20 protein-coding genes are annotated in these 23,129 nt (G+C 37.1%); 9 read left to right on the forward strand and 11 right to left on the reverse strand.

What is annotated here, in order from left to right; all coding sequences use genetic code 11:
• Window positions 1-148 precede the first annotated feature (148 nt).
• The 10 genes from SHI21_RS17550 to SHI21_RS17595 form a co-directional block, all read right to left on the reverse strand.
• Window positions 149-550 carry a hypothetical protein gene (locus SHI21_RS17550; protein ID WP_323578280.1) on the reverse strand — a complete coding sequence of 134 codons (402 nt, stop codon included), beginning with the start codon at window positions 548-550 and terminating at the stop codon, window positions 149-151.
• 341 nt (window positions 551-891) lie between these two features.
• Window positions 892-1,140 (reverse strand): hypothetical protein, encoded by a 249-nt coding sequence (locus tag SHI21_RS17555; protein ID WP_323578282.1) that lies wholly within the window; start codon window positions 1,138-1,140, stop codon window positions 892-894.
• A gap of 35 nt (window positions 1,141-1,175) precedes the next feature.
• Window positions 1,176-1,430, reverse strand: coding sequence for a hypothetical protein (locus tag SHI21_RS17560; protein WP_323578284.1), 255 nt, complete (start codon window positions 1,428-1,430; stop codon window positions 1,176-1,178).
• The gene (locus SHI21_RS17565; RefSeq protein ID WP_323578286.1) at window positions 1,430-6,823 is read right to left on the reverse strand and encodes an RHS repeat domain-containing protein; all 5,394 of its coding nucleotides are present in this window, start codon (window positions 6,821-6,823) and stop codon (window positions 1,430-1,432) included. Before SHI21_RS17565 ends, SHI21_RS17560 begins: the two co-directional genes overlap by 1 nt.
• A complete protein-coding gene (locus SHI21_RS17570) occupies window positions 6,820-9,192 on the reverse strand; it encodes a hypothetical protein (protein ID WP_323578287.1) in 2,373 nt (790 codons plus the stop codon). The genes SHI21_RS17565 and SHI21_RS17570 overlap by 4 nt, the downstream gene beginning before the upstream one ends.
• Before the next feature lie 190 nt (window positions 9,193-9,382).
• The gene (locus SHI21_RS17575) at window positions 9,383-11,935 is read right to left on the reverse strand and encodes a hypothetical protein (RefSeq protein WP_323578289.1); all 2,553 of its coding nucleotides are present in this window, start codon (window positions 11,933-11,935) and stop codon (window positions 9,383-9,385) included.
• A gap of 2 nt (window positions 11,936-11,937) precedes the next feature.
• Entirely contained in the window at window positions 11,938-12,540 is a 603-nt protein-coding gene (locus tag SHI21_RS17580) for a hypothetical protein (protein WP_323578290.1), read from the reverse strand.
• Window positions 12,541-12,722: 182 nt separating this feature from the next.
• On the reverse strand, window positions 12,723-13,166 hold the full coding sequence (locus SHI21_RS17585; protein ID WP_323578291.1) for a hypothetical protein: 444 nt from the start codon (window positions 13,164-13,166) through the stop codon (window positions 12,723-12,725).
• 135 nt (window positions 13,167-13,301) lie between these two features.
• Window positions 13,302-14,057 carry a trypsin-like serine peptidase gene (locus tag SHI21_RS17590; protein ID WP_323578293.1) on the reverse strand — a complete coding sequence of 252 codons (756 nt, stop codon included), beginning with the start codon at window positions 14,055-14,057 and terminating at the stop codon, window positions 13,302-13,304.
• A 6-nt stretch (window positions 14,058-14,063) separates the two neighbouring features.
• Window positions 14,064-14,840, reverse strand: coding sequence for a trypsin-like serine peptidase (locus SHI21_RS17595; protein ID WP_323578295.1), 777 nt, complete (start codon window positions 14,838-14,840; stop codon window positions 14,064-14,066).
• A gap of 252 nt (window positions 14,841-15,092) precedes the next feature.
• Here SHI21_RS17595 and SHI21_RS17600 point away from each other — a divergent pair, with 252 nt between their 5' ends.
• The 5 genes from SHI21_RS17600 to SHI21_RS17620 are packed head-to-tail and all read left to right on the forward strand — an operon-like array spanning window position 15,093 to window position 20,398.
• Window positions 15,093-16,715: a carboxyl transferase domain-containing protein gene (locus tag SHI21_RS17600; protein ID WP_323578297.1), complete on the forward strand. Its 1,623-nt coding sequence runs from the start codon at window positions 15,093-15,095 to the stop codon at window positions 16,713-16,715.
• 13 nt (window positions 16,716-16,728) lie between these two features.
• Window positions 16,729-17,505 carry an enoyl-CoA hydratase-related protein gene (locus SHI21_RS17605; protein ID WP_323578298.1) on the forward strand — a complete coding sequence of 259 codons (777 nt, stop codon included), beginning with the start codon at window positions 16,729-16,731 and terminating at the stop codon, window positions 17,503-17,505.
• Between the two features lies 1 nt (window position 17,506).
• A complete protein-coding gene (locus SHI21_RS17610) occupies window positions 17,507-19,012 on the forward strand; it encodes an acetyl-CoA carboxylase biotin carboxylase subunit (protein WP_323578299.1) in 1,506 nt (501 codons plus the stop codon).
• 1 nt (window position 19,013) lies between these two features.
• Window positions 19,014-19,484: an acyl-CoA carboxylase biotin carboxyl carrier protein subunit gene (locus SHI21_RS17615; RefSeq protein WP_323578300.1), complete on the forward strand. Its 471-nt coding sequence runs from the start codon at window positions 19,014-19,016 to the stop codon at window positions 19,482-19,484.
• Window positions 19,478-20,398, forward strand: coding sequence for a hydroxymethylglutaryl-CoA lyase (locus SHI21_RS17620; RefSeq protein WP_323578301.1), 921 nt, complete (start codon window positions 19,478-19,480; stop codon window positions 20,396-20,398). The genes SHI21_RS17615 and SHI21_RS17620 overlap by 7 nt, the downstream gene beginning before the upstream one ends.
• Window positions 20,399-20,413: 15 nt before the next feature.
• Here SHI21_RS17620 and SHI21_RS17625 read toward each other — a convergent pair whose 3' ends face one another.
• Window positions 20,414-20,809, reverse strand: a complete 396-nt coding sequence (locus SHI21_RS17625) for a hypothetical protein (protein WP_323578303.1) — start codon at window positions 20,807-20,809, stop codon at window positions 20,414-20,416.
• A 103-nt stretch (window positions 20,810-20,912) separates the two neighbouring features.
• Between SHI21_RS17625 and SHI21_RS17630 the strand changes: the two genes are divergently transcribed.
• The 4 genes from SHI21_RS17630 to SHI21_RS17645 all read left to right on the forward strand — a co-directional run bounded on the left by SHI21_RS17630 (window position 20,913) and on the right by SHI21_RS17645 (window position 23,125).
• Entirely contained in the window at window positions 20,913-21,731 is an 819-nt protein-coding gene (locus SHI21_RS17630; protein WP_323578304.1) for an enoyl-CoA hydratase-related protein, read from the forward strand.
• 44 nt (window positions 21,732-21,775) lie between these two features.
• Complete coding sequence (locus SHI21_RS17635; RefSeq protein ID WP_323578305.1) at window positions 21,776-22,123, forward strand: Bor/Iss family lipoprotein; 348 nt, start codon at window positions 21,776-21,778, stop codon at window positions 22,121-22,123.
• A complete protein-coding gene (locus SHI21_RS17640) occupies window positions 22,120-22,452 on the forward strand; it encodes a hypothetical protein (RefSeq protein WP_323578306.1) in 333 nt (110 codons plus the stop codon). The genes SHI21_RS17635 and SHI21_RS17640 overlap by 4 nt, the downstream gene beginning before the upstream one ends.
• Before the next feature lie 226 nt (window positions 22,453-22,678).
• Window positions 22,679-23,125, forward strand: a complete 447-nt coding sequence (locus SHI21_RS17645; RefSeq protein ID WP_323578308.1) for a hypothetical protein — start codon at window positions 22,679-22,681, stop codon at window positions 23,123-23,125.
• Window positions 23,126-23,129 lie beyond the last annotated feature (4 nt).

Below are 23,129 nucleotides of genomic sequence, written 5' to 3' on the forward strand. Positions count from 1 at the left end.
TGAAATTCATGAGAATGTTTATTTTTACTTGATGTTGATTACAGTTCTTATGGGATGTGCAGTGATTTATGAAATATCACTGCACAGATTATGGTCAGAATTGTAGGCAATATGATTCTTCTGTTTTTTTCATATTCTTAGGCCATGTTTATTTAATTTCCGATATTAAAGATGATTTAACTTCATACTTCAGAATTGGATATGCAAGTAAGTACATAAGGACAGCAAGTAAAATCATTCCCAAAGTCCATTTAAGTATTAAAGAATTAGGTACATTGAAAATGCAAAATACATAAAACCCACCATAGACTGTAGATATAAAGTACTTTGACCATTTATTAATGAGCACATCAGCTACTACTTGGTCTGAAAATTTACCAAGCTTTATACTATCAATCTTAATGGCACCATTTAAAATTATTGTACTAAAATTAATTTCATCTTCATATAAAGTTAATTCCTCACCTTGTTCATCTTCAAGCCACATACGAAATCTTCGATTATCAATTTTTATTTTTTTCAATTTTGGTATTTGATATGTAAATTTCATTATTCAATTTCTCGTATGTTCAAGTTTAGCGTTCACCGTTAATTCTTAACCTTGCACAAATAGTGAATATGGAAGAAAGAATTGGTGGTAATAATATTTTTTATTATTTTCTAAGGTTTTTTAATTTAAATCCTACTTCTTTTTTCTGAAAATCATAAAATAGAAAAAAAGGGCCATACCAAAAAATACAGCTAGTTTTTGATTCATGGATTCTAAGTACAATGTCCTTCCATATCCTAGTTTAATATCTTTACTAATTTCAAGTGAACTTAGAATAACTAAAATAAAGGCAGAAAGAATGGAGTATAGGATACTTTTCATATTAGCTCTCATTAATAATTTTAAGACTTTTTGTTTTTGCGAAATTCTTCAGTTTTATCTTCTTTTTTCTTTTTTAAGTATATAGGTCCATTGAAGAAGATATAAAAAGCTATAAAAGAGACGATAAGCGATGTAATGAATTCAAAAATATTATTTACTCTAATTAAGTCTGCTGTGAACTTTTGCCTAGGAGTAATAAATCCAAAATAAATAAAGAAAGTAAATATTATTGCTAAAATAGTTGGCGCTATAATTTTTTTGTTTTTCATATCTTTTAAGTATCAAGTAATCACTATTGGATTGATTATTTTTTATCTTTCCTGAAGTTTTTTAATTTAAATTCTTCTTCATTTTTCTTTTTATATAGAAGTATATTACCATTTAGTATGAAAAAAAGTAGTCCCCAAAGAATTACAACAAATACGGCTAAGTCATGTTTGTTTTTTACAAGTAGTGGTCTTCCCGTCGGAGAGTGCATTGTGAAAAATTCATAATAGCCTAGTAACCCAAAGAATAGAGATATCAAAAATGCAGTTATTATATTTTTTAAAATTTTCATTAATAGTCCTCATAAAGCGAATACATATCGATCATTCTTTCAAGTGTAAATTTTAACATTTCATATTTATTACTTGGTATTTCTGTTGGGACTGAGCCTGTTCCAGAAAAAATATCACCCACTGCACTTGCTATAGAAGCAGTATAGTCTGCCACCTTTTCAGGGTTTTTAGCAATATACATTCCAACTGACACTCTTGCTACGTTTAGTTCCAAACTGGTGGTTAGTGCTAAAATTCTTGCACCTGCCATGCCGCCAGCAATCGCTGGGCCGCTAAGACTTGCAGACGCAAGCATTCCAACACCACCCACTATAACTTTACCAAGGTTTTTTTGAGCTTGTGCTTTATATGCAAGTCCTTCAGTAGAGTTCCACTTCTTAAAGTCATCAACTTTAAGCTCTTCTCTAAAATTCATGTTGAAAGACGCTCCATCGCTCGCAGCGAGATTGTAGTGCCCCGTAGGATCGATGAAATTAACCGGGTCACCACTTGCATACAAGAAAGGAGACCAATTCCCAGGAAGCCCTTTTAAAGCGTTTGGATTCCACTTAACAAGATTATCAGCAGATCCCCATAACCCTAAGGCTGGAATATATTGTCTAGTTTCCGACTGCAATACTTCACCATTAAAAAATGGATGCTGAATTAGCCCCGCAAACGCCCATGGGATATTCTTTTCAAGATCTTTATCTCCCAAAACAGACTCTTTCTCACCCCATTCATTATACACACGTTCAAAAGCAAGAGAATCTCCTTTTGGTGAGACAAGTGCAATTAAACTTCCAAGGTGGTCAGTTAGGGCAGGATAGAATTCTCCAGCATAAAGGACTCCTACTATTTTTCCCTGAACTCTGATCGCGCGAGTGTATTTACCTTGAACCTGGAATTCATCAGCATTCATTTTAAGAAAACATTCGTTTAAAGATTTAAAGTTTTCAGGGCAAGTACCTTTCCATAATTTATCAGGAGAAACGAAGTTCTTGAAAGTTCCGTATTGAGGATGAGAAATTTTAACTAATAGGTCATTTTCGTACTCGAAATGGAAGTCATTAAGTTCAGTTAAGTTAGATTGGGCATAACTTACATTCTTAGAAATGTTTGTTAAGCGTGGCTGCTTTTTTAAGAATAAGTTTTCAGAGTAGCTATAAGCTTTATTTTTTTGAGATAGACCATGGAAGCGGACATTTGAGTATAGCTTGGAAGGTTTTCCATTATTCATTTCATTATAGATAATACCGACAGATTTAGGTCCATTCAAGGCCATTTGAATAGAATCTATTTTTTGAAAAAGGTCATAGTTAAAATTTAAAATAACTTTATTATTGAACTCAATTAAAGTTGGTTTTTGGCCGGCATCGTATTCAATTGATTTAATAAAAGGGGCCATCGATGCTAGTTGCCCTTCTGTGAAATTATAAGAAATATTATAATTCTCTTTCTCTGTTTGGATATTTTCGTTCTGCAGACGATCGAATGAATCGTAGTTTAGAGATGTTTTTGTGTTGTTAAATGACTTTTGAATTAAATGTCTAGCGCTATCAAACGTATTTTGAGCGAGTAGAGTTTTTCCATCAAAAAGTGATTTACTTGATAGTGGCAATCCTTGTTCATATGAAAAGCTTGTTTCAAGGGCAGCAGTTAGAGAAGAGTTTTTAGTTAATAAAACTCTATTGTATGCATCGTAATTGATATCACCTGATATCGATGATGTTTTATTAGCTAAAGGTGAAAATTGTTGAAACATTTCATCCCAAGGCAAGCTTGCTGAAACAGTTGAGCTTAATTTTCCAAATTCATCATATGAGTATTTTGCAGCAATTTCTTTTACGCTTAAAATTTGGCCTAATGAACTAACCGAAAAATTAACACTTTCAGATGGCGTTTCGTGCGCAATTACCTGACCACGCTCATTGTTCCAGAATGTCGTTTTTTTAATGATCGAATCGTTTAATGATTCAGATTGTTTAAACATTCCTTCGCTGTCATAAGTAGATTTTTTTAAGAAATTAACATTAAAATTATTCCATGAACCACTAAGAAGTTCATTCTTTTGGCGTCCAAGTGCATCGTACTCGTACGATAATGCTACACTTGCTCTTTCATCCTGGAAGCGAGGAAGTAGAGAGCGAATAGGTAAGTCCATATCGTTATAAGTAACGACCTTTTCAATAGTTGTTTGCTCATCTAATAATTTACGAACTTCAATAATTCTTCCAAAGCCATCGACAGAATACTCTCTAGTCGAATCAGCGGTAGTGATTTCAAATTTAAGATCATTTTTTGTGAGTTGGTAAAGGTTAACTTTTTTATCATCTGACTCACGATCTACAGACAGAAGAACTTCATCAGTGCTCCACTTATAATAAGTTGCTGTAGAGTTGATTGATGACATATTTACAAAGTTTGTAACGAAGTCATAGTCGAAGTGGCGAGAGACTCCATCTTCCTTCAAGTCGGAAATAAGGGGAGTCGTAAGGTGGTAAGTGTATTGAGCAGCTTTACCTCGTTGATCAGACGTTTGGGCAATTCTCCCTAAGAAGTCATAAGAAAAATAGCTTTCAATACCAGCTTGTTTTTTAGTAATTAACTGTCCATCTTCGTCGTATACCATCAATACGTCAGACTGAAGTTTTTTTAAGTTTTCATCAAACGTTTGTGAAGATTTTTGAAGTACTAGAAATTGGTCTTGATTAATTTCATAATTACTTAAAGAGTTGATGATGTTCGAGCTAGATCTTGAAATGTCTTTCTTTGTTAAGTAAACGAGTTGTAACAAAGGTGATGATACTTCGTTAGATGAAATTAATTCTTCTTTCCCATTGCCTTTCGTAAAGCTCATCTGGTGTTGTAAGTAAGAGTAAATACGATTTTCACCTAAGTCTTTTTTCTCAGCATAAATGTTAGTAGTGCTACTCGCTAAAGAACCATCGTTTTCAAATGTCTCTTGTTTTAAAACTCTACCATTTTTTCTTGCTCTACTTAGAAAGAAGAGTGGGCCATTTTGAAAATCCTGGTCAAATGTAGATGTTTGAATTCTACTTAAATCCATTTGCGCATTATCGATATTTTCTAAATAAGTACTTTCCTTTGAGTCTTTGTGGCCCAAAAGAATATTGAATTGATCAGAAATGCGAGAGCCACCGTATTCATAAACTTTCTTATAGGTAGGCTGCTTAGTAATTTGAGAGCTGTATTTAGCACTGTCGCGGCCATTGATAGGTCTTGGTGAAAATAGTATTGATGAAACAAGTGCAGACCCATTATGGTATTTGTAGTCAACTTGAGAGTAACCACCAAATGTTACATTTTCTTTGACCATTAACTTTACTGGAGCTGGACGACGGACCTTAAATTTCATTCCGTCTTGAAGGTAAACGAGTGATCTATCCTGACGATCGACATAAGAAGCGAAAGCTTCTACAAAGCTTAGCTGTCCGTCATTCTTTAAATCAATAAGTTCAACAGGTGCGCTTGAAATAGGCAGATCACTAGAAGGAGTGTTGAAGAGTTTTTTAACATCTTCTTTCGTTAGCTCTATCGTTTTACTACTTCCTGGTCTTGCAAATAACGTAACTTTATTTCCTGTAAGTAAATCAGGAATACCATCGTTGTTATAATCAATAGGCATACTGTATTGATTGCAAGCTAACTTTTCTGAGAAATTAACTTTTGTAAGCTTCGAAGCATTTAGTACAAAATGAAATTTTCCATTTTCAAGATCCTTAGAGTACTTACTTAAGGCACTACGATCCGAAGAGACTAAAAAGGCAGATAAGATTGAACCTTTTTCTTGGAAGATATCGTCTTTGTTTTTTGTTAGAAAATCATAATAGGCCACTGCTGTAGAGTTTTGTTTTTGGCCAGCATATATACCAGATAAAGATCTATCAAAGTTTTTCAAGTCATTATCGTTATCACAAATGATAATATCTTTTTTACCATTATTATCAATGTCGATAAACTTAGGAATGGCCAAGAGCTTCGTTTCAGCATTTAGCGAATGAACTTCCCAAGATGATTTTTTGTAAGTTGTTTCATTAACAGTAAACTTTAAGAACTTAATGACATTCTCTTTTATTGATAGTGTCGTGTCTTCTTTGTAGGTCAGAGACCCATTTTTATTTATAGCAATGTAGGTTGTTAGTTTTTGTGGAATGTTATTCAGAAGCACTTCCAACTGGGACTTTGAAATTCCAGGGGTGCAGATCATTGAATCGTAATCGCACTTAGGTTTATATGCTTTAAAAATGGCCTGAGCAGCAGTATTGATTTCTTTAATGTTCAGGACAACTTTATCAAGATATAAATCACCATTTAAATCAACGTAGAATGCTCCAGAGTTCTCAGATGTGTTTATCCATTCTAATTGCTTTAAGTCTGATGAATAAGTTAGTGCAGAGTTGGCCTTAAAGGCAAAATCATTTCGTTCTTGAATTGTAGAAAAACTTTTTTCTGAAACGAAAGCATATTCTGCTTGAAAGATTTTTTTGAGACTTCCTTTTTCATTTACGTTTGTAAGATACTCATCATTGTATGAAAAATTATAAGTGATAGTACGGTCGCCTTGAGTAATCTGAATATTTTTAATACCCAGGACTTTGTCTTCAAGATTTCCATTATAGTTTTGAATTTTAGTTGTATCGATAGAATAAGATATTTTTAAGGCCCATAGGGAGTCCATGTCTTTGATCGCAGAAACATGTTCCTTCTGATAAAAGAATCTTAACCCTTGATTTTTAATTCCAAAAACATGGGTTGGGTTACCAGCTTGATTGAAAATCCATGTCTCTCCATTCGTTTTTATTTGTGCGAAATAGACTTGAGAGTTTGAAGTAATTTGAACGTATAAAGATGAATCTTCCCCGGATTGATTTAAGTAATAAGATAATGATGAAGCAGGCAATTGTAAGACTGCTAATACTTTCTTGATTCTTTCTTGCCCAAAATTAGAGATAGAGGTTTTTATTAAAACCCCAGGTGCTGAAATTCCAGTAATTGTTAATTCATCTTGCTCTACCTGAATTTTAGGCATTTCAAGTGAAAGACCAATACCGTATCCAATATTAAAATATTGAGATGAATTGTATTTAAAATTTAATCCTTGATAAGACTGGAATCCCTTAGGAAAAGGAATTGAAAATGATGTCGTTAAATCACCCAAGTATTGGTTGACTTCAGTTTTAGGTCTCTGAACAATTCTCTTGTCGAAATAACTTTCAGTATATTTTGCAGATCCAGACGAAGATGAAGAGTCTCCACTGATTTGTACATCAGGTATTGAGGGAAGCTGAGCATTGCCATCTTTTCCTGGATCATTTTCACCCGGGCCAGTCACTTTAGTGAATGCTGAAAATGAAAAAATCAATAATGTTACAAATAATGAAATTTTCATTTGATGATCTCGACTGAACCATTAAGGCCTAGAGATCCATTTGAACCAATTAGATTAGGCTGACCAGGATAAGTACATAATGCAGATTCTCCGGGAACACCACCTGGGCCACCTAACGAAAGAGCAGGGTATGAAGAATCAGATTTACCAATAATTGTAATATTGCCACCGGGACCACCTTGGCCGCCGTTTCCACTAATACCAGCATAGCTGTGAAATTTACTTAGGATGCTGTCATATTGATTGGCCACTGCAGGACATCTATCCCCATCACAAGAAACGGCATAATCAATACCACTGTAAACTTGATACTCATTAGAGCTATTACAAGTTGGAGCATTGATACCTTGATTTCCTCTATATCCCTTCAGTCCCATTGAGAATACGGGAGTTTCAATAATCGTTCTCGATCTAATCACTAGTTTAATACTAGCTGCACCTGGACCAGTTAGGCCTGGGTATGCTTGGGACGGAGCAATTGCAGGTGTCACTCTTCGAGAAACTGTATAAACAGGAATTGACTCTGGCGCTGCACATTCATGATTGCCATCATTACCTGTTTTTCCACCGCCACCTTCACGACAACGTACTCTTACCGTTTTGTAACCTGTTAGTACTTGTGTCCTACCTTGTTGAATAGGATTACTTCCTCGTGATACATTTTGATTAAGTTCTTTATTTAAAACTAAGAGTGAATTAATAAAATTATAATTACTATCAATTCTTCCACCGCTAATACTGTTAACTTCAAGTTGTAATTCTTTTTCTGTAGACGAAATAACCACAAGTGGGTGAAGGATTAATTCAGAATCAGTATGAAGATTTCCAGTATAAATACCAGCTGGTAAATAAATGATTTTTCTCGAATCTTTTGTTGTTGGAGTTAAAGAATTCAAGTCGGAAACTTCAGTTATTTCTCTTAGTACGAGCAGGTCTTTTAAATTATTTTTTGAAGCTTCATACATGTTGTAAACGTATTCATGCCTTTTGTTTTTAGAAGCTTGATCATCATTCTGATCTTGAAAGCCATGTTCAGAAACAATGTTCAAAATTAAGTTTGTTAAGACATATTTATTATAAAGAGAAAAATATTGTTTTAAATCTTCACGTTTTACAATGTGAAGTTCATTAACTTCTGCGTCCATTAAGCTGTTTAGTGTTGTGATGTAGTCAAATTTCTTATTTGAGATTTTATCTTTTAGGAAAGATATGCATGGAATTTTTTGAGTGCGATCAACTCTTAGAGTATATGTTTTTATGATGAGGTCTAACTCTTTAGATTTAAAGTTTAAACAGCTTTCTTGGAACAATCTTGTATATGTGTCAGTATTATTATTGAGAGAGTTAATTAGATCAAAATAAGTGGTAGTAATAAACTTATCTTGAATTGCTGCAGTTTCTTGAATTGAAAGCGAATAGTCGGAAGCAACCTTTCCAAGGTATCCATTAAATGCTTTAAAAGCATAATCAAGAGTTTCAAAATATCCTAGTCTTTGATCAAATCCCAGTTTTTGCAATTTTTCGATTTTATTGCTGGCAATAAAAGAAATATTTCCAAAGTAGTTGCTGATATCTTCTTTGTCTTGAATAAAATCTGTTAGATTTTTTTCTAGAGCATACATCGAAAGTTTTTTAAATAACTCAACTTCGTTGAGGTTAGAATTTTCATTGATTTTGATTTGAGACAGAATTTGATAGAAGACAGTATAGAGCCCATCACTAGAGTCAAGGATCTCATTGGCCACTTGATAAGCAAAAAAAGCATCTTGAGGATTTTCTTTATTGGCCTGAATTTGTTCTTTTAAAAACTTTACGATTGTTGCGGTAGGGATCATTTCCTGATTTTGAGTCGCAAACTTCTTTTTAAGATAAATAGTAATATCAAAAATTAAATACTGCTCGGCCAGGCTTAGTTGAGTTCTATTCTTTCTAGTTCCTAAAGAGTTATAAAGGGTCTGTAAGGCATTTAAAGCAGAGCTTGGGTCATTATCATCAATCTCAAGGACGATCGTCGATCTTTTGCCCTCTAGGGATGCATTAAGCATGTTCAAATACATGCTGATACGACCATTGAAAATCGCAAATAATTCAGCTCTTAGGTTAGAAGCATTGGCCTGGGTATATGATTTTAAAGTGGCAGAACTTAGGTATTGATTAAAACTTTGCAGAAGATTCTCATCACTACCAATACCTTGAACTAATAGCGTTGCTTGCTTTTTTAGTTCAAGTTCAGCATTCAAAATTCCTGCATTATTTTCTGTTTTTTGTTCATTTTGTTCCACTGCCAGGGAAGAGGCAGCAGGTCCCGATTCGTTCTTTGAACATGCAGTCAGTATTAATACTAAGATAATTAGAGGTAGAGTCTTCATTGGAAGCCTTTTTTAAAGTGTTTGATTAATTTTAAGGTGATTCTGAAACGAATAGGGCCGGAACTAATAAAGCATGTAGAAATTACAGGTGTACGGGGGGATTTATCTTAATTTTAGAGACTTTTTTTGATTCTTAAGATTGATAAGAGCTGATCTTGATCCGATTTTTAACTAAAACCAGAGTGGGGATTTAGTTCCCACTCTGATTTTCTTTCGCGAATTTGTAATCAATATACTGCTTAAAAAGCGGACTCTTCATTAAAAAGTCATTCAGCTCTTTATTCCTAGGATCCATAATCGGGCCTAAAATATTGGCCCCTTTATAGATAAAAGACTTAACCGGAACTTCATAAGTTTTACTTTCAAAAGTTACTTTCAGAGTAAACGGTCTAGTTGAATCAATCCCAAGCTTCTTTAAATTCTCAGGAGACAGGTGAGACAGTTCATCAACTGTTAGGGTTGAACTCTCAACACCAGACTGAATTAAAGCAGCTGTATTATTGTTTTTCCCATCAACCTTAGCATTTCCACCGGCCGTAAGTTTTGCAGCTGACCCAGAACCTGAACTGGCCGATCCGCCACCCATTGATCCACCTGATCCACCGGCACTTCCGCCACCGCCGCCAGAACCGTTACTCGCAGTCGATCTATTGGCCCCATCATCTGTTGAACCTGTCTGAGCAAAATTTCTGTTATCAAGTTCACGACGATAATCTTCAAGTCTGTTTGCTTTGTCATTTAAGCTTTGCTCTAAACGCTTTAGGCGCTCTTGCTCAGCACGGTTAACCGGAGAGACAAGACCGTTAGAAGCACTGTAAGCTTTATTTCCTAATGCACTCTCAGAAGCTGCGATGGTGTCATGTGACGCTGAAATTTCTTGTTTTGTACTCTTGATATCAGCAATCATTTTTTCCATTTCATCACGAAGGCGAGAGCTTTCATTTAACGAATCAGATTCAATGACTTTTTGAGCTTTGGTCTTTGTTGTTTTTGCTGCAAAATTTGTTTCCAGACCTGTTCTCTCAGCAGATGCTGTTTTCGCCTGAGGGGCCGTTTGTGTCATTCGAGTAGGAGTGTAAGAAGGGCGCACGCTTGAATTGTCTGCAGTGGTCGCTACTGGGGCCTTATTAGGTTGTTGTGCCTTCATGACTTCTGGAGTTTTGTAGACTGGATCAGCAGAAGCGAGTTTTTTCTCTGCGAATTCTTGTTTCTTTTCTGTTACAGCAAAAGTAGTAACGGGTTTTCCTAGTGCTTTTAAGCTTCCTTCTACACCGAAGTAGTTTGAAGCGAAATTGGGAAGGCGACCGCTGACGATTTTTTCTTCTGTTGAGTTTGAAGTGTCTGTACTAGATGTAGCAGATGAAGTTGAAGATGCTTTTGTCGCAACTTGGTCTTTAGAATCTTTTTTAAGTTTCTCTAAGCTTTCCATGTAGGCGATGTTTTTTAAACCTTGGACATTACAATTATTGCCTACGGGGATTAGGTCACATCCTAATGATTTCCGTAATTCTGCAGATGCCAAGGGACCACCGGTTTTGCAAGAATTTTGTTTTTTTGAGTTTGCATCCTGACAAGTATACATTGAGCAAAATTGACCGACGACTGTCTTGCTTTTTTCCTCGCTTTCTTCTGCGCGAATATTATTGGTAAAATCATCATACCAATTGTCAATTGATGCTCCATTTTCAGATAATGACTTATTAGATTGTGACATTTTTTTTTCTTTTGCGAGACATTGTAATCCATAAGCGGTTAGAACTGATGGTTCATTTGGATCAGTTGGATCACTAAAGTCTACTTCGTACTGATCTTCCATCGAGTCAGTTGTATTGAGTTTATTGAATAAGTTTCTAGAAGCATTATCATCTAAACTTCCTAGTTCTGTAATGTCAGAGCAAAGAAATTCATTTAAGTTTTGAGTTATGCGACCACATTGATCAGCAAGCGTTGGTGCGAGTTTTTGCTGGTTTTTTGAATCAAAGAAAAATTTAGCGATGTAATCCTTAGCTTTACTACTAGCAGGTTTATTTTTTACATAGCTTAGAAAGCTTTCAACAAAAGCTGGGTCTTTTGCATTTTGAATAATTTTGAGTTGTGGATATTCTTCGAAAATTTGACTATTAAAACCATTTGAATTTATGCTTCTAGCGATTTCTTCAGCAGATACTTCATCAAGCTGACTTTGAAGCATAAAACTACCAGCAGCACCAGCGATAGGGCATTGAAGAGTATTTTCTTTATCATTCATTCCTAGATCAGAATAAAATTTACCGGCCATAATTCCATATAAGCTTGAATCATTTGAAAACGGAGTATTCTTACTCTTTGGTAGCTTGCTTTTCAATAAATCGAGTTTGTACTTTTGAAGAGGTCCGCTATTTTTGCCACCACATGTTTCAATTGATTTGATTGCATCAAGGCGGCAGCTTTGAGCAACATCTTTACTATTCATCATTAAATCTTGCCCATTGGCATTATAAAATGTTGTTAGCATTGAAATATTTTCAGAGTTTTGTTTAATTTGTGTAGCAAGCTTATCTGCTAATTTACCGTATACTTTTTTTCGATGTTCTTGCTGAACTAATGGATCACTCGCAAGATTTTTTTGAAGAGCGCAATCATTAACTAAATTTTCTAAAGAGCTTGGTGTTGGAGGTGCATTATAACCACTACATTTTACTTCATCTGCTAAAGCGTATGAATAATTTAAGCTATAAAAAATAGTAAATAAAATTGTTTTCATTTCTATGGACACTTCTTATTTGGATTTTTTGCGTACACGCCACCATGGGCACATAACATCTTTATAATTTTTTCTAGAGGAGGTTGTTGTTCAGGTAATGGATAAGAATTATTTTTTCTTTGAGTTTCAATATAATCGAGAAGAGTCTCACCTTTTGAATTTTTTGCATTAACTGCTTGATCGAAAATTTCAGGTTGTTTTCTTTTTTTAGAATAATAAAGCCAAATATTATTTAAAAATTCTTCACGCTTATTTACATCATCTGCAATTGCATGAAGCATTGGACTTTTTACAGAAACAGAATACCCAGCGGGTTGGCAAATTGGATCAGTTAAATATCTTTCTACTGGATAGCCAGTTGTTTCTAATTCCTTAATCATTGTTCCAACCATTTCCTGTGGAATCTGGGCGAACTGCATACAATACCCTTGACTAACAAATTTCTGTGTCTGACCACCTTGAACAATTTTGCTTAAATCATCAAGCGAGTTATTCGATGGCAATCCCGTAACATTCTTTGGCCCACAGTTCACACAATCAGTTGCAAACGCAGTCGTCGTCAGTAGGAAAGTCCCACACAAAAAATATTGAAGCAGTCTGCTCATAAGTCATCCTTTTCTTATTAGAGTTCAAGATAAGTGTCGGTTACTTTAAGAAGTGTCTTTAAAGAGTAAGCATTTAGTTGGTAGATAGTGGTGATAGTGGAAAGTTTTGCTCAGGGAAGAGTTTTAAAGTCGGATATTAGAAAGCACTAGCAGCTGAATAACCACTAGTGCCAGTAGAGTAATTAGTTATTGCAAGATAGTTGTTGAGTCCAGTCACCCCAAGTAGAAGAAAGAATTTTCTTTTCAATCATCCCTAGAGTTGTACCGTCATCAAATCTAATGGCAACGTTGCCTTTCCAAATATATCTTCCAGACTCGCTGATCGCAGCGATGTAGTAAGTTGAGTAACGAGTTCTAGCGACAAAAGAAGATTGTCCTGGCAGGACCTGGAAGTATCCTGGAGATAAATCCCATGTGCCATCAAGCTTTACGTAAGCAAGATAAACTCTGATCGTTTCGTGGCATAAATTGGCAAGGATAAGACGGTCATGATCTTGGGCCTGAGCTGATTTTTCTTGAAGTGATCCAAGGTCTTCTTTAGCGCCTGCATTTGTTTCGAAAGTAAATTCATTAGCGAATGACGGGATTGAGAAAGATAAAGCGATACAGATTAATAACAACTTCATAAGGCCTCCTTTTTGTTGTGGATAATCTTTTTAGAATATCCAAGGAAACCATGTCAATTATATTTGTTTACTTGATCACTTCTTGTTAAATAACTTGTTTTGTTGAAGTGTTGTCTCGATAAAGTGTTTACGAAATTAATTAGCAAGATCTTTCGTTACTGTATTAGCAGGAAAGTTCACACCGTTTTTCCAAGCATTGATAGTATCAAAGTTTTTTTGATTAATGATCACGCCTGCGTTTGTTTCAGAAGAACCCCAAGAGTGAATTCCATAAATCGTTTCCTGGGCCCCTGGAGCTTTTGCAGAAAAAAGACTGCTACCAGACATCCCGCTACTCGTATCGCACTTGTAACGAATTTCTGTTCCTTTAATGGTCGCAGGGCAAGTCACTGACCACATCGTATCTAGTATTTCATCTTGTGGGTAACCAGTGATGCGGATTTTTTTTAGTGAAGACTCATTTGTTACAACTTGGAGTTCGGCCCAGCCCGTTTTAGTTCCAATTGGTGCAGCTAATTCAACGACTGCAAAATCATAAGCGACATCAAGACGATCCATAAATTCTTTTTGAATAAAAATCTTCTTCGCTTTGATTTGGCCAAATGGATATGTGCCATTTTCTATTTGTCTTGGAGTGAAAACCAAATAGTTTGTTAATTGTCTGCCATAGACATCATACACACAGTGTCCTGCTGTGATGAAATGTTTTGGGCCAATCATAGTTGCGGTACAGCTCGTATTTAGTTTTCCAACGAAACTGTAAGGAGCTTTGGATGTATCAGTGATTTGCTCTCTTAGGTATTGTCCAAAAAGTTCTTTATCGCCAATTTCGATTTCAGCGAAAGCTTGGAAAGAAAATGTTAGTGCTAAAAGAATTAATAATTGCTTCATAAATTCCTAAGGTTTTTCGTGAACTGTTGTAACGTCAGTTTGCTCAGAACTATTTTTCCACGAGTAAACTAGCTCGTAATTATTTTGATCGAAGAAAACTCCACCATTAACTTTCCCAATTCCCCAAGTATGAACTCCTGAGACTGTCGGGTTATTGCGATCTGATGGAAGAGAGAAAATAGCACTTCCAGACATTCCACCGAAAGTGTCACACTGATAAATGAGTTTTTTATTTTCTACAGTTGCCGGACAAGACACTGTCCACATCGTTCCCAGGTCTTTATCAGCAGGGTAGCCTGTAATTCTAATTTTATTATAGTATTCAGCTTCAGGAAGCGCTCTGAATCCACTCCAACCAAGAGTCTCGCCAATGGGCTCAGCAAGTTCAATCACTGCAAAGTCTAAACTTTTATAACCTGTTTCAATAAATTTTTGTTGAACGAAAACTTTTTTCCATTCGATGACGTATGGTTTTTCAGTAGCACTCGTGCGAGCAGGAAAAAATCTTAAATCATTTAGCCATTCAGTTTTATCGACATCGTAAACACAATGTCCGGCCGTGATGATGTGACGAGGGCCAATTAACGTCGCCGTACATCCACTTGCAAGTTGTCCTACAATTCTTTCCGGGTATGTTGAAGCGTCTGTGATTTGTTCTCTAAGAAAAATTCCAATAACTTTTTTAGGTGCACCGATTGAACCAAACGAAGACGTTGAAAAATTATCTTCGGCAAAGAGTGAGATTGAAGTTGTAAGCAGTAAAAGAGCTAAGACCATTTTCATTGAGAGATTCTCCTAAATTGATGGGAATTTATAAGTTACTCAACGGGTCACGTCAAACGCCAACAGGGGGCTTAACGCCATGAGTATGTAATATATTCTTACCCTGAAGCAATTCTTCCCAATTTTGACCTTTGCATATGAAGAATATTGACGATTTAACTCCAAATTTCCCTGCTAAAAGCTTTACGGAAAAACACCTTTTTTAGTAAACTATCGGCTACTAAATTAATGCTTAAAGTTACAAGGATTTTCATGGACGTTATCGAGTCAACAATTGACGTAAACTCTGCTGAGTTTAAAGAAAACCAAAAATACCACCAAGGGCTTCGCGAGGAGCTATTTGAAAAATTAAAAACTGTAAAAAATGGCGGCGGTGCTGATCAAGTAAAACGTCATCATGACAGAAAAAAGTTTTTACCAAGAGAGCGTATTGAAAGAATTTTGGATGAAGGATCTCCTTTCATCGAACTTTCATCTCTTGCTGCTTACAAACTTTATGAAGACGATGTTCCTTCTGCCGGAATGGTAACAGGGATCGGCCGTGTTCATGGAATCGAATGTCTATTTGTTGCTAACGATGCCACTGTAAAAGGTGGAACATATTTTCCAATGACAGTTAAAAAGCATTTACGTGCTCAAGAGATTGCTCAAGAAAACTCTCTGCCATGTATTTATCTTGTTGATAGCGGAGGAGCATTCCTTCCGAAGCAAGATGAAGTATTCCCGGATAGAGATCACTTCGGACGCATTTTTTATAACCAGGCACAAATGTCAGCGAAGGGAATTCCTCAGATCGCAGTTGTTCTTGGATCATGTACAGCGGGTGGAGCTTACGTTCCAGCGATGAGTGATGAAACAATTATCGTTAAAGGAAATGGAACAATCTTTTTAGGTGGACCTCCTTTAGTTCAAGCAGCAACGGGTGAAATCGTGACTGCTGAAGATCTTGGTGGTGCTGATGTTCACACACGTATTAGTGGTGTAAGTGATCACATGGCCAACGATGAAGAAGAAGCTTTCATCATCACAAGAAACATTATTGAAAACTTAAACTTTAAATCTCCTGGGAAACTTCAAGGTTTACTGGAAAGAAAAGAAGTTAAGGCGCCTCTATATCCAACAGAAGAGATCTTCGGGATCATTCCAAAAGATACAAGAAAACCATTCGACGTAAGAGAGATTATCGCTCGCTTAGTTGATGGATCTGAATTTCATGAATTCAAAGAGCGTTATGGAAATACATTGGTAACAGGTTTTGCTCGTATTCACGGTCAGCAAATCGGGATCGTTGCTAACAACGGAATTCTATTTTCAGAGAGTGCTCAAAAGGGTGCTCACTTTATTGAACTATGCGGACAAAGAAAAATCCCTCTGCTGTTTTTACAAAACATCACAGGATTCATGGTTGGACGTCAGTACGAAAATGAAGGGATCGCAAAACACGGTGCTAAAATGGTGACGGCCGTTTCAACTGTTCAGGTTCCAAAGTTTACAGTGATTATCGGTGGATCTTTCGGAGCAGGAAACTACGGAATGTGTGGAAGAGCTTATTCACCACGTTTCTTATGGATGTGGCCGAACTCTCGCATTTCAGTAATGGGTGGAGAGCAAGCAGCGAAAGTTTTATCAACAGTAAAACAAGGCGGGCTTAAAGCTGCAGGTAAAAAAGAAATGTCTGCAGAAGAAGTCGCAGCTTTCGAAAAACCAATTTTAGATAAATACGAAGTGGAAGGAAGTCCATACTACTCAAGCTCACGCCTGTGGGATGATGGTGTAATCGACCCAGCTCAAACTCGTGACCTATTAGGATTAGCAATCGCGGCTTCACTGAACTCTGGAATTGGAGAAAGTAAGTTCGGCGTATTTAGAATGTAATTAAAAGGATTATATGTTTTATAAATTAGATATTGATACAAGAGGAGTGGCCACTGTGACGTTAAATCGTCCAGAGCTACACAATGCTTTTAACGACGAACTGATTCGTGACCTCATCGCATGTTTTACTGAACTTGAAACAAATTCTGGAGTTCGCTTAGTTGTTTTAACTGGTGAGGGAAAGTCATTTTGTGCAGGCGCAGACCTTAACTGGATGAAGCGCATGAAAGATTACTCTCACGAAGAAAACGTGAAAGACTCGCAACAGCTTGCTGAGCTCTTCACTGTGATCAATCGTTTTTCTCGTCCAGTAATTGGAAAAATTAACGGTTCAGCATTAGGTGGTGGTGCAGGTCTGGTTGCTTGTTGTGATTACGTTGTTGCTGTTGATACAGCGATGATTGCTTTCACAGAAGTTCGCTTAGGTCTTCTTCCAGCTGTTATCTCTCCATTCGTTATTGCAAAAATCGGAGAGAGTCACGCGAGAGCAAGTTTCTTAAGTGGAGCAAAAATTAGTATGTCTCGCGCTTTCATTATGGGACTGGTTCACCATGTAACAACAAGTGAAGGACTGGATGCTGAAATTGAAAGAACGATTGCAGACTTCTTATTAGCTGGCCCTGTGGCCGCGACAAGAGCAAAAGAATTAATTAACAGAGTTGTTCGTAGTGAAACGATCGAGGATGCTCGTGACTTTACTTGTGAAATGATTTCAAAAGCACGTGCAAGCAGCGAAGGCCAAGAAGGCATGAGTGCACTATTAGAAAAAAGAAAGGCGAGCTGGTATTAATATGACAAAAAAAATTACAAAGATTCTGATCGCCAACAGAGGCGAGATCGCTCTAAGGGTTATTCAGACCGCTAAAGAGATGGGAATTAAAACTGTTACTCTTTACACTGACGAAGAAGTAACACTACCTCATTCACATGCTGGAGACGAATCATTCAATCTTGGATCAGGACCATTAAAAGATACTTATCTTAACCAAGATAAGATTATCGACATTGCAAAAAAACTTGGTGCTGATGCTATTCACCCGGGGTACGGATTTCTTTCTGAGAAATCTTCTTTTGCTAAAAAAGTAAGAGACGCTGGAATTAAGTTCATCGGTCCTGCTCCAGAAGCAATCGACATGATGGGTGATAAAAAAACGTCTAAGATAAAAATTCAAGAATTAGGTGTTCCTTCTATTCCTGGATATCACGGTGACAATCAAGAAATTGAATTCCTTGTTAAGGAAGCAAAGAAGATAGGTCTTCCTGTTCTTATCAAAGCTTCTGCCGGTGGTGGTGGAAAAGGGATGAGAATTGTTTACGAAGAAAGCGAGTTCCAATCAGCTCTTGAAGGAGCAAAACGTGAAGCACTAAACGCATTTGGTGACGACACTGTTTTATTAGAAAAATACATTACATCTCCTCGTCACATTGAAATTCAAGTAATGAGTGATCAACACGGAAACCACTTTCATTTATTTGAAAGAGAGTGCTCGATTCAACGCCGTTACCAAAAGATCGTTGAAGAGTCTCCAAGTCCTGCGGTATCTCCAGAGCTTCGTGCAAAAATGACAGCTGCAGCGATTAAAATCACAAGCGGAATCAACTACGAAGGTGCGGGAACAATTGAATTAATTCTTGATACTGATGGAAGTTTTTATTTCTTAGAAATGAATACTAGATTACAAGTTGAGCACCCGGTTACTGAAATGGTGACAGGTCTGGATCTTGTTCGTTTGCAAATTATTGTGGCCCAAGGGGATAAACTTCCTTTCTCACAAGCTGACGTGAAGCAAAGAGGACATGCCATCGAAGTTCGTTTATACGCAGAGGATCCAGACAATAGTTTCCTTCCTAGTATTGGAACAATTAAAAAAATTGGTAAGACAACAGTTCGTGACACTCGTCTTGATTGCGGGTATGTTGACGGAAACGCCGTGACTATTTCATTCGATCCTATGCTGGCAAAATTGATCAGCTGGGGAGAGACAAGAGAGATCGCTGCTCAGAAATTAAACCTCGCTTTAAATGATGTTTTATTTTTAGGGCTAAAAACCAACCGTGATTATTTAAAACGTATTTTAACATTGCCGGAATTCCATGAAGGGAAGACGTATACGCATTTTGTTAAAACCTATGAAGAAAAACTGCAAAAAAGGCAACCGACTAAAGAGCAAATTGCTATGGCAGTGGCAGCATTTTTGCTTAAAAAAGATAGTGGTACAAATAATAATAGTGGCACTCACTCAGGATCAAAAACAAACAGTATTTGGGAAAGCCTAAGTGGCTTTAGGAACGTATAATATGAAAAGACAAATTGAATTAAATGACGAACTAATCGACATCGACATTCTTGAACAAAACGCACGCTTTGTTCTTTTTAACCTCGATGGGACAGAATACGCCGTTAACCTTGGTAACGTCGAAGATTACAAATATAACCTAGCTTACAACAGCGGTAATACGACAGTTGTAGCAGTCGATGCACACTTTGTGGTTGATGGGGTTGAGTTTGCGATCAATGCACCAAGAAGAAGCAGATCAAAAGGAAAGAGCGCTGATCACGGTCAGATGACTAGCCCAATGCCTGGTAAAATTTTAAAGATCTTCGTAAAAGAAGGTCAGGAAGTTATTCCGGGAACTCCGATTTTAGTTATGGAGGCCATGAAGATGGAGCATACAATTAAATCGAGTAAAATTGGAAAAGTAGAAAAAATCCACTTTAAAGAAGGTGACCAGGTTCAAGGTGGAGTGGAGCTTGTTAAGTTATGTTAAATAGTTTGCCGAAAAAAGTTCGTATCGTCGAAGTGGGTCCACGCGATGGACTACAAAATGAAAAAACAATTGTCTCTCTTGAAGACAAAGTCACTTTCATTAAAATGTTATCTCAGGCGGGTCTTCATGAAATTGAGGCCGGAAGCTTTGTTCGCGCAGAAAAAATCCCTCAGATGAGTGATGGGATGGAGCTTTATTCAGCTCTAGTCAATGATGGGTCTCTAAAAAATACAAAACTGATCTCTCTCGTTCCAAACGAAAAGGGATTAGATAACGCCCTTTCTGTGGGCGTAAAAGAAATTGCCGTTTTCACGGCGACTTCAAATACTTTCAACTTAAAAAATATCAATGCAACTGTTGATGAATCTCTTAAACGTATCGATGGCGTTATGGCCCGTGCGAACAAAGAAGGTTTAAAGACCCGCGCGTATATCTCGACAGTATTTGGCTGTCCTTATGAAGGGAAAACCAGCATCGCAGAACTTAAGCGTGTGGCCTACCATTTAGAAAACCTTGGCGTTCACGAGATCTCTCTGGGAGATACAATCGGTGTGGCCAATCCATTACAAGTTAAAGAGACCATCGAATTCTTAAAAGCAGATTTCAATCTGAACTTTTTTGCAATGCACTTTCACGACACTCGTGGAATGGCCGTGGCCAATATCTTAGCGTCACTAGAGTTAGGGATTACAAGCTTTGATTCATCAGCTGGTGGATTAGGCGGATGTCCTTACGCGAAGGGTGCTTCTGGAAACGTGGCAACTGAAGATTTAGTGTATTTATTTTCGAACATGGGAATAGAGACGGGAATCGACATGGAAAAATTGGCCCAGGCCTCTAGCTTCATTCTCGGTAAACTTTCTAAAACTTCTGCTTCAAAAAATCTTACCGCTTACTTAGCTGGAAAGGCCTAGGACCACTTTTAAAAATTACTTAGAGTGGATAGCAGCGAAATCAAGAACGATTGAAACTGCTTCTTCTACAGATAAATCAGCGTTTTGTTCTAAAACGTTATTCACAGTGTATCCAAGAATTTCGCTCATTTCACCAGTTTGTAGGTAGTTTTGAGCATCGTTTTCTACAGCGATAGCAACAGCTTTAAGGTTGAAAGCTACTGATGTACCAGCAGTTGTTACAAGTGGGTTTGAAACAGAAGTTCCAAGAACAGTTCCACCAGTTACAGCTGAAGTTCCAGCAGAAGAATAAAATGGGTCTGTGTAACCTAATGGTCCAACAGTGTATGGTCCATTTGGTCCTGAACCTGTTTCAGATGCCATAGCACCAAGTGAAAGAGCAAGAGTAAGGATAACTAAAAGTGATTTCATAAATTCTCCATTTGTTGTTTTGAATGAAAAAAGATTTAACATAGATGAAAAATATCTCTACAATTAGTGAAAAAGTTACTTACTCATGTGTGGAGATTTTTCAATGAATTTTTATTTGCAACAGTTTGCTGACCTGGAAATAACTGTAAAAAATACCCACCAATTATGGGTAACACTAAATAATCCCGACCAAATGAACGCTATCACAACTAATATGATCAACTCGCTGACTGAAGTGTTAACTCACGCAGACTTCGATAAAAATATCCGAGTAGTGGTGCTTACCGGCAAAGGTAAAAACTTTTGTGCTGGTGGCGACATTAAAGCAATGGAAGAAAAGTCAGGAATGTTTGCCGGAGAAAGCAACGAGCTAATGGCCCGTTACCAGCACGGTATACAGAGAATTCCTCAGTGTATTGAAAACCTAAGTGTCCCGGTGATTGCCATGGTAAACGGGGCCGCAGTGGGCGCTGGATGCGATCTATCTATGATGTGCGACCTGCGTGTCGGGAATTCTAAAACAAAATTTGCTGAGACCTTTACTCGTATGGGACTTGTTCCCGGCGATGGCGGGACTTTCTTTCTTCAAAGAGTGGTTGGATACGCTAAAGCGATGCAAATGTTTCTCACTTCAAAGAGTATTGAAGGTAGTGATGCTCTTGCCTTTGGATTACTCAACTTTCTGTTCGAAGATTCATCAATGGAATTGGAAACAGAAAAACTTGCTGAGACAATCGCTAGTCTTGCGCCTGTTGCTCAGAGATTGACGAAAAAAGCGATGAAGGTTTCTTATATGCATGATCTGCAAACGTCACTTGATATGCTGGCAAGCTTTCAAGGGATCTCACAAAGAACCTCTGATCACTTCGAAGCGATCAATTCTTTCAAAGAAAAACGCTCGCCTAATTTCTTAGGCGAATAAAAAAATTTGACATTGAAACTTGAAACAATAGACAATCTAAAGAGATGAAAAATCTTACGTTATCCATTTTGTTGCTCGCATGCTCTGCTTGCTCAACAATGGAATTCAACACCAGCGGAAGAGAGGCCTTTAAATTGGCAGCTCTGAAAAGCAGCGAAAAGCAGGTAAGTGTTGAAGCGACGAAAGACTTTTATTTTTGGGGAATGAGTCCGGAATATGCCGAATTCGATCTTCAAGATGAGATGCAGGGACAGGGAATTTATAATCCGTCTTATGTGGCCGTCGAACAAAGATACACTTTTAAAGATATTTTCTTCACTTTCATAACTTTGGGACTTTATTGTCCAGTAACTTATAAGGTCACGCTCCTTTCAAACGGAGAAGTGAAATGAAAAAGTTATTCGTCATGATGGCATTGGTGTTATCTGCTACAGGATGTGGCGCTCTTAGGATTAACCCAAAAAGTTGTAAGACTGATGCCGTATGGGGGACTTCTCCAAATGCAGTAAGGGGTATTACCCCTGAAGAGCAGGAAGAGGAACGAGTCATAGATATTAAAGCGAAAGAGCAATTTTTCGTTTTCTATGACAGAGATATTAGACTTCGCGACCTGCTACAAGAGCACGGGATAAAATGCGAAGAGGTTAAGAGACTTCGATTGGTCATGAGTACATCATGGTTTTTTTGGAGAGAAGTTTCGCTCAAAGTTGTTAAGCAGTAATCTAGTTTTTTGAATTTGATGCCAGGGATTGGCAACATTCATTTTAAGTGAAGGGCCAAGGATGGCCCCTTTTTATTTCTGCCCTCAAAACCCTATATAAAGTACATGTCTTTTGTTGCGGCCTTTTGGGATCGTTTTTTCAACAACACAATGCGGGTCGCTTAATTGCCTTCATTCTCATTATAAGTAATAAGCATTCCAAGATTAAACAACCTTGGAGTTCAATATGTTCATTAAAACAATCCTAGCTACTGCAATCCTTGCTACATTATCTTTGTCTCAGGCCTTTGCTCAGTCGACAGTTTTTTCATGTGACCAATTAAAATTAGTTGCTGCTGAAGGTGGAGCTGAAGATTTTCCAGGTGCACGTGCTCAGTTGAACGAAGAAGCTGGTGTTTATTACGTTGCATTTTATGATACGGAAGGAACACAAGCGCCTTTCATCAATGAAGTGGCAAAAAAGAAAAACCTTTCTAAGAAAGACGTTAAGGATTATGCACAATTTGCATACGTACTTGATACAACTATTAACATTAGAGCGATTACAGCTGGAACGGTTTATGTAAGTCCAAAGAAAGAGCTTGAAGTTGGGTTGATTGCATTAAAAGATGCAGAAGGTAAGATCGTTGCTAAGGTTTTTAGCCTTGGAAATGGTGTTGGGGTTTGTAAGTAATTTT

The organism is Bacteriovorax sp. PP10 (assembly GCF_035013165.1).
In the GTDB taxonomy this organism is placed as follows: domain Bacteria; phylum Bdellovibrionota; class Bacteriovoracia; order Bacteriovoracales; family Bacteriovoracaceae; genus Bacteriovorax; species Bacteriovorax antarcticus.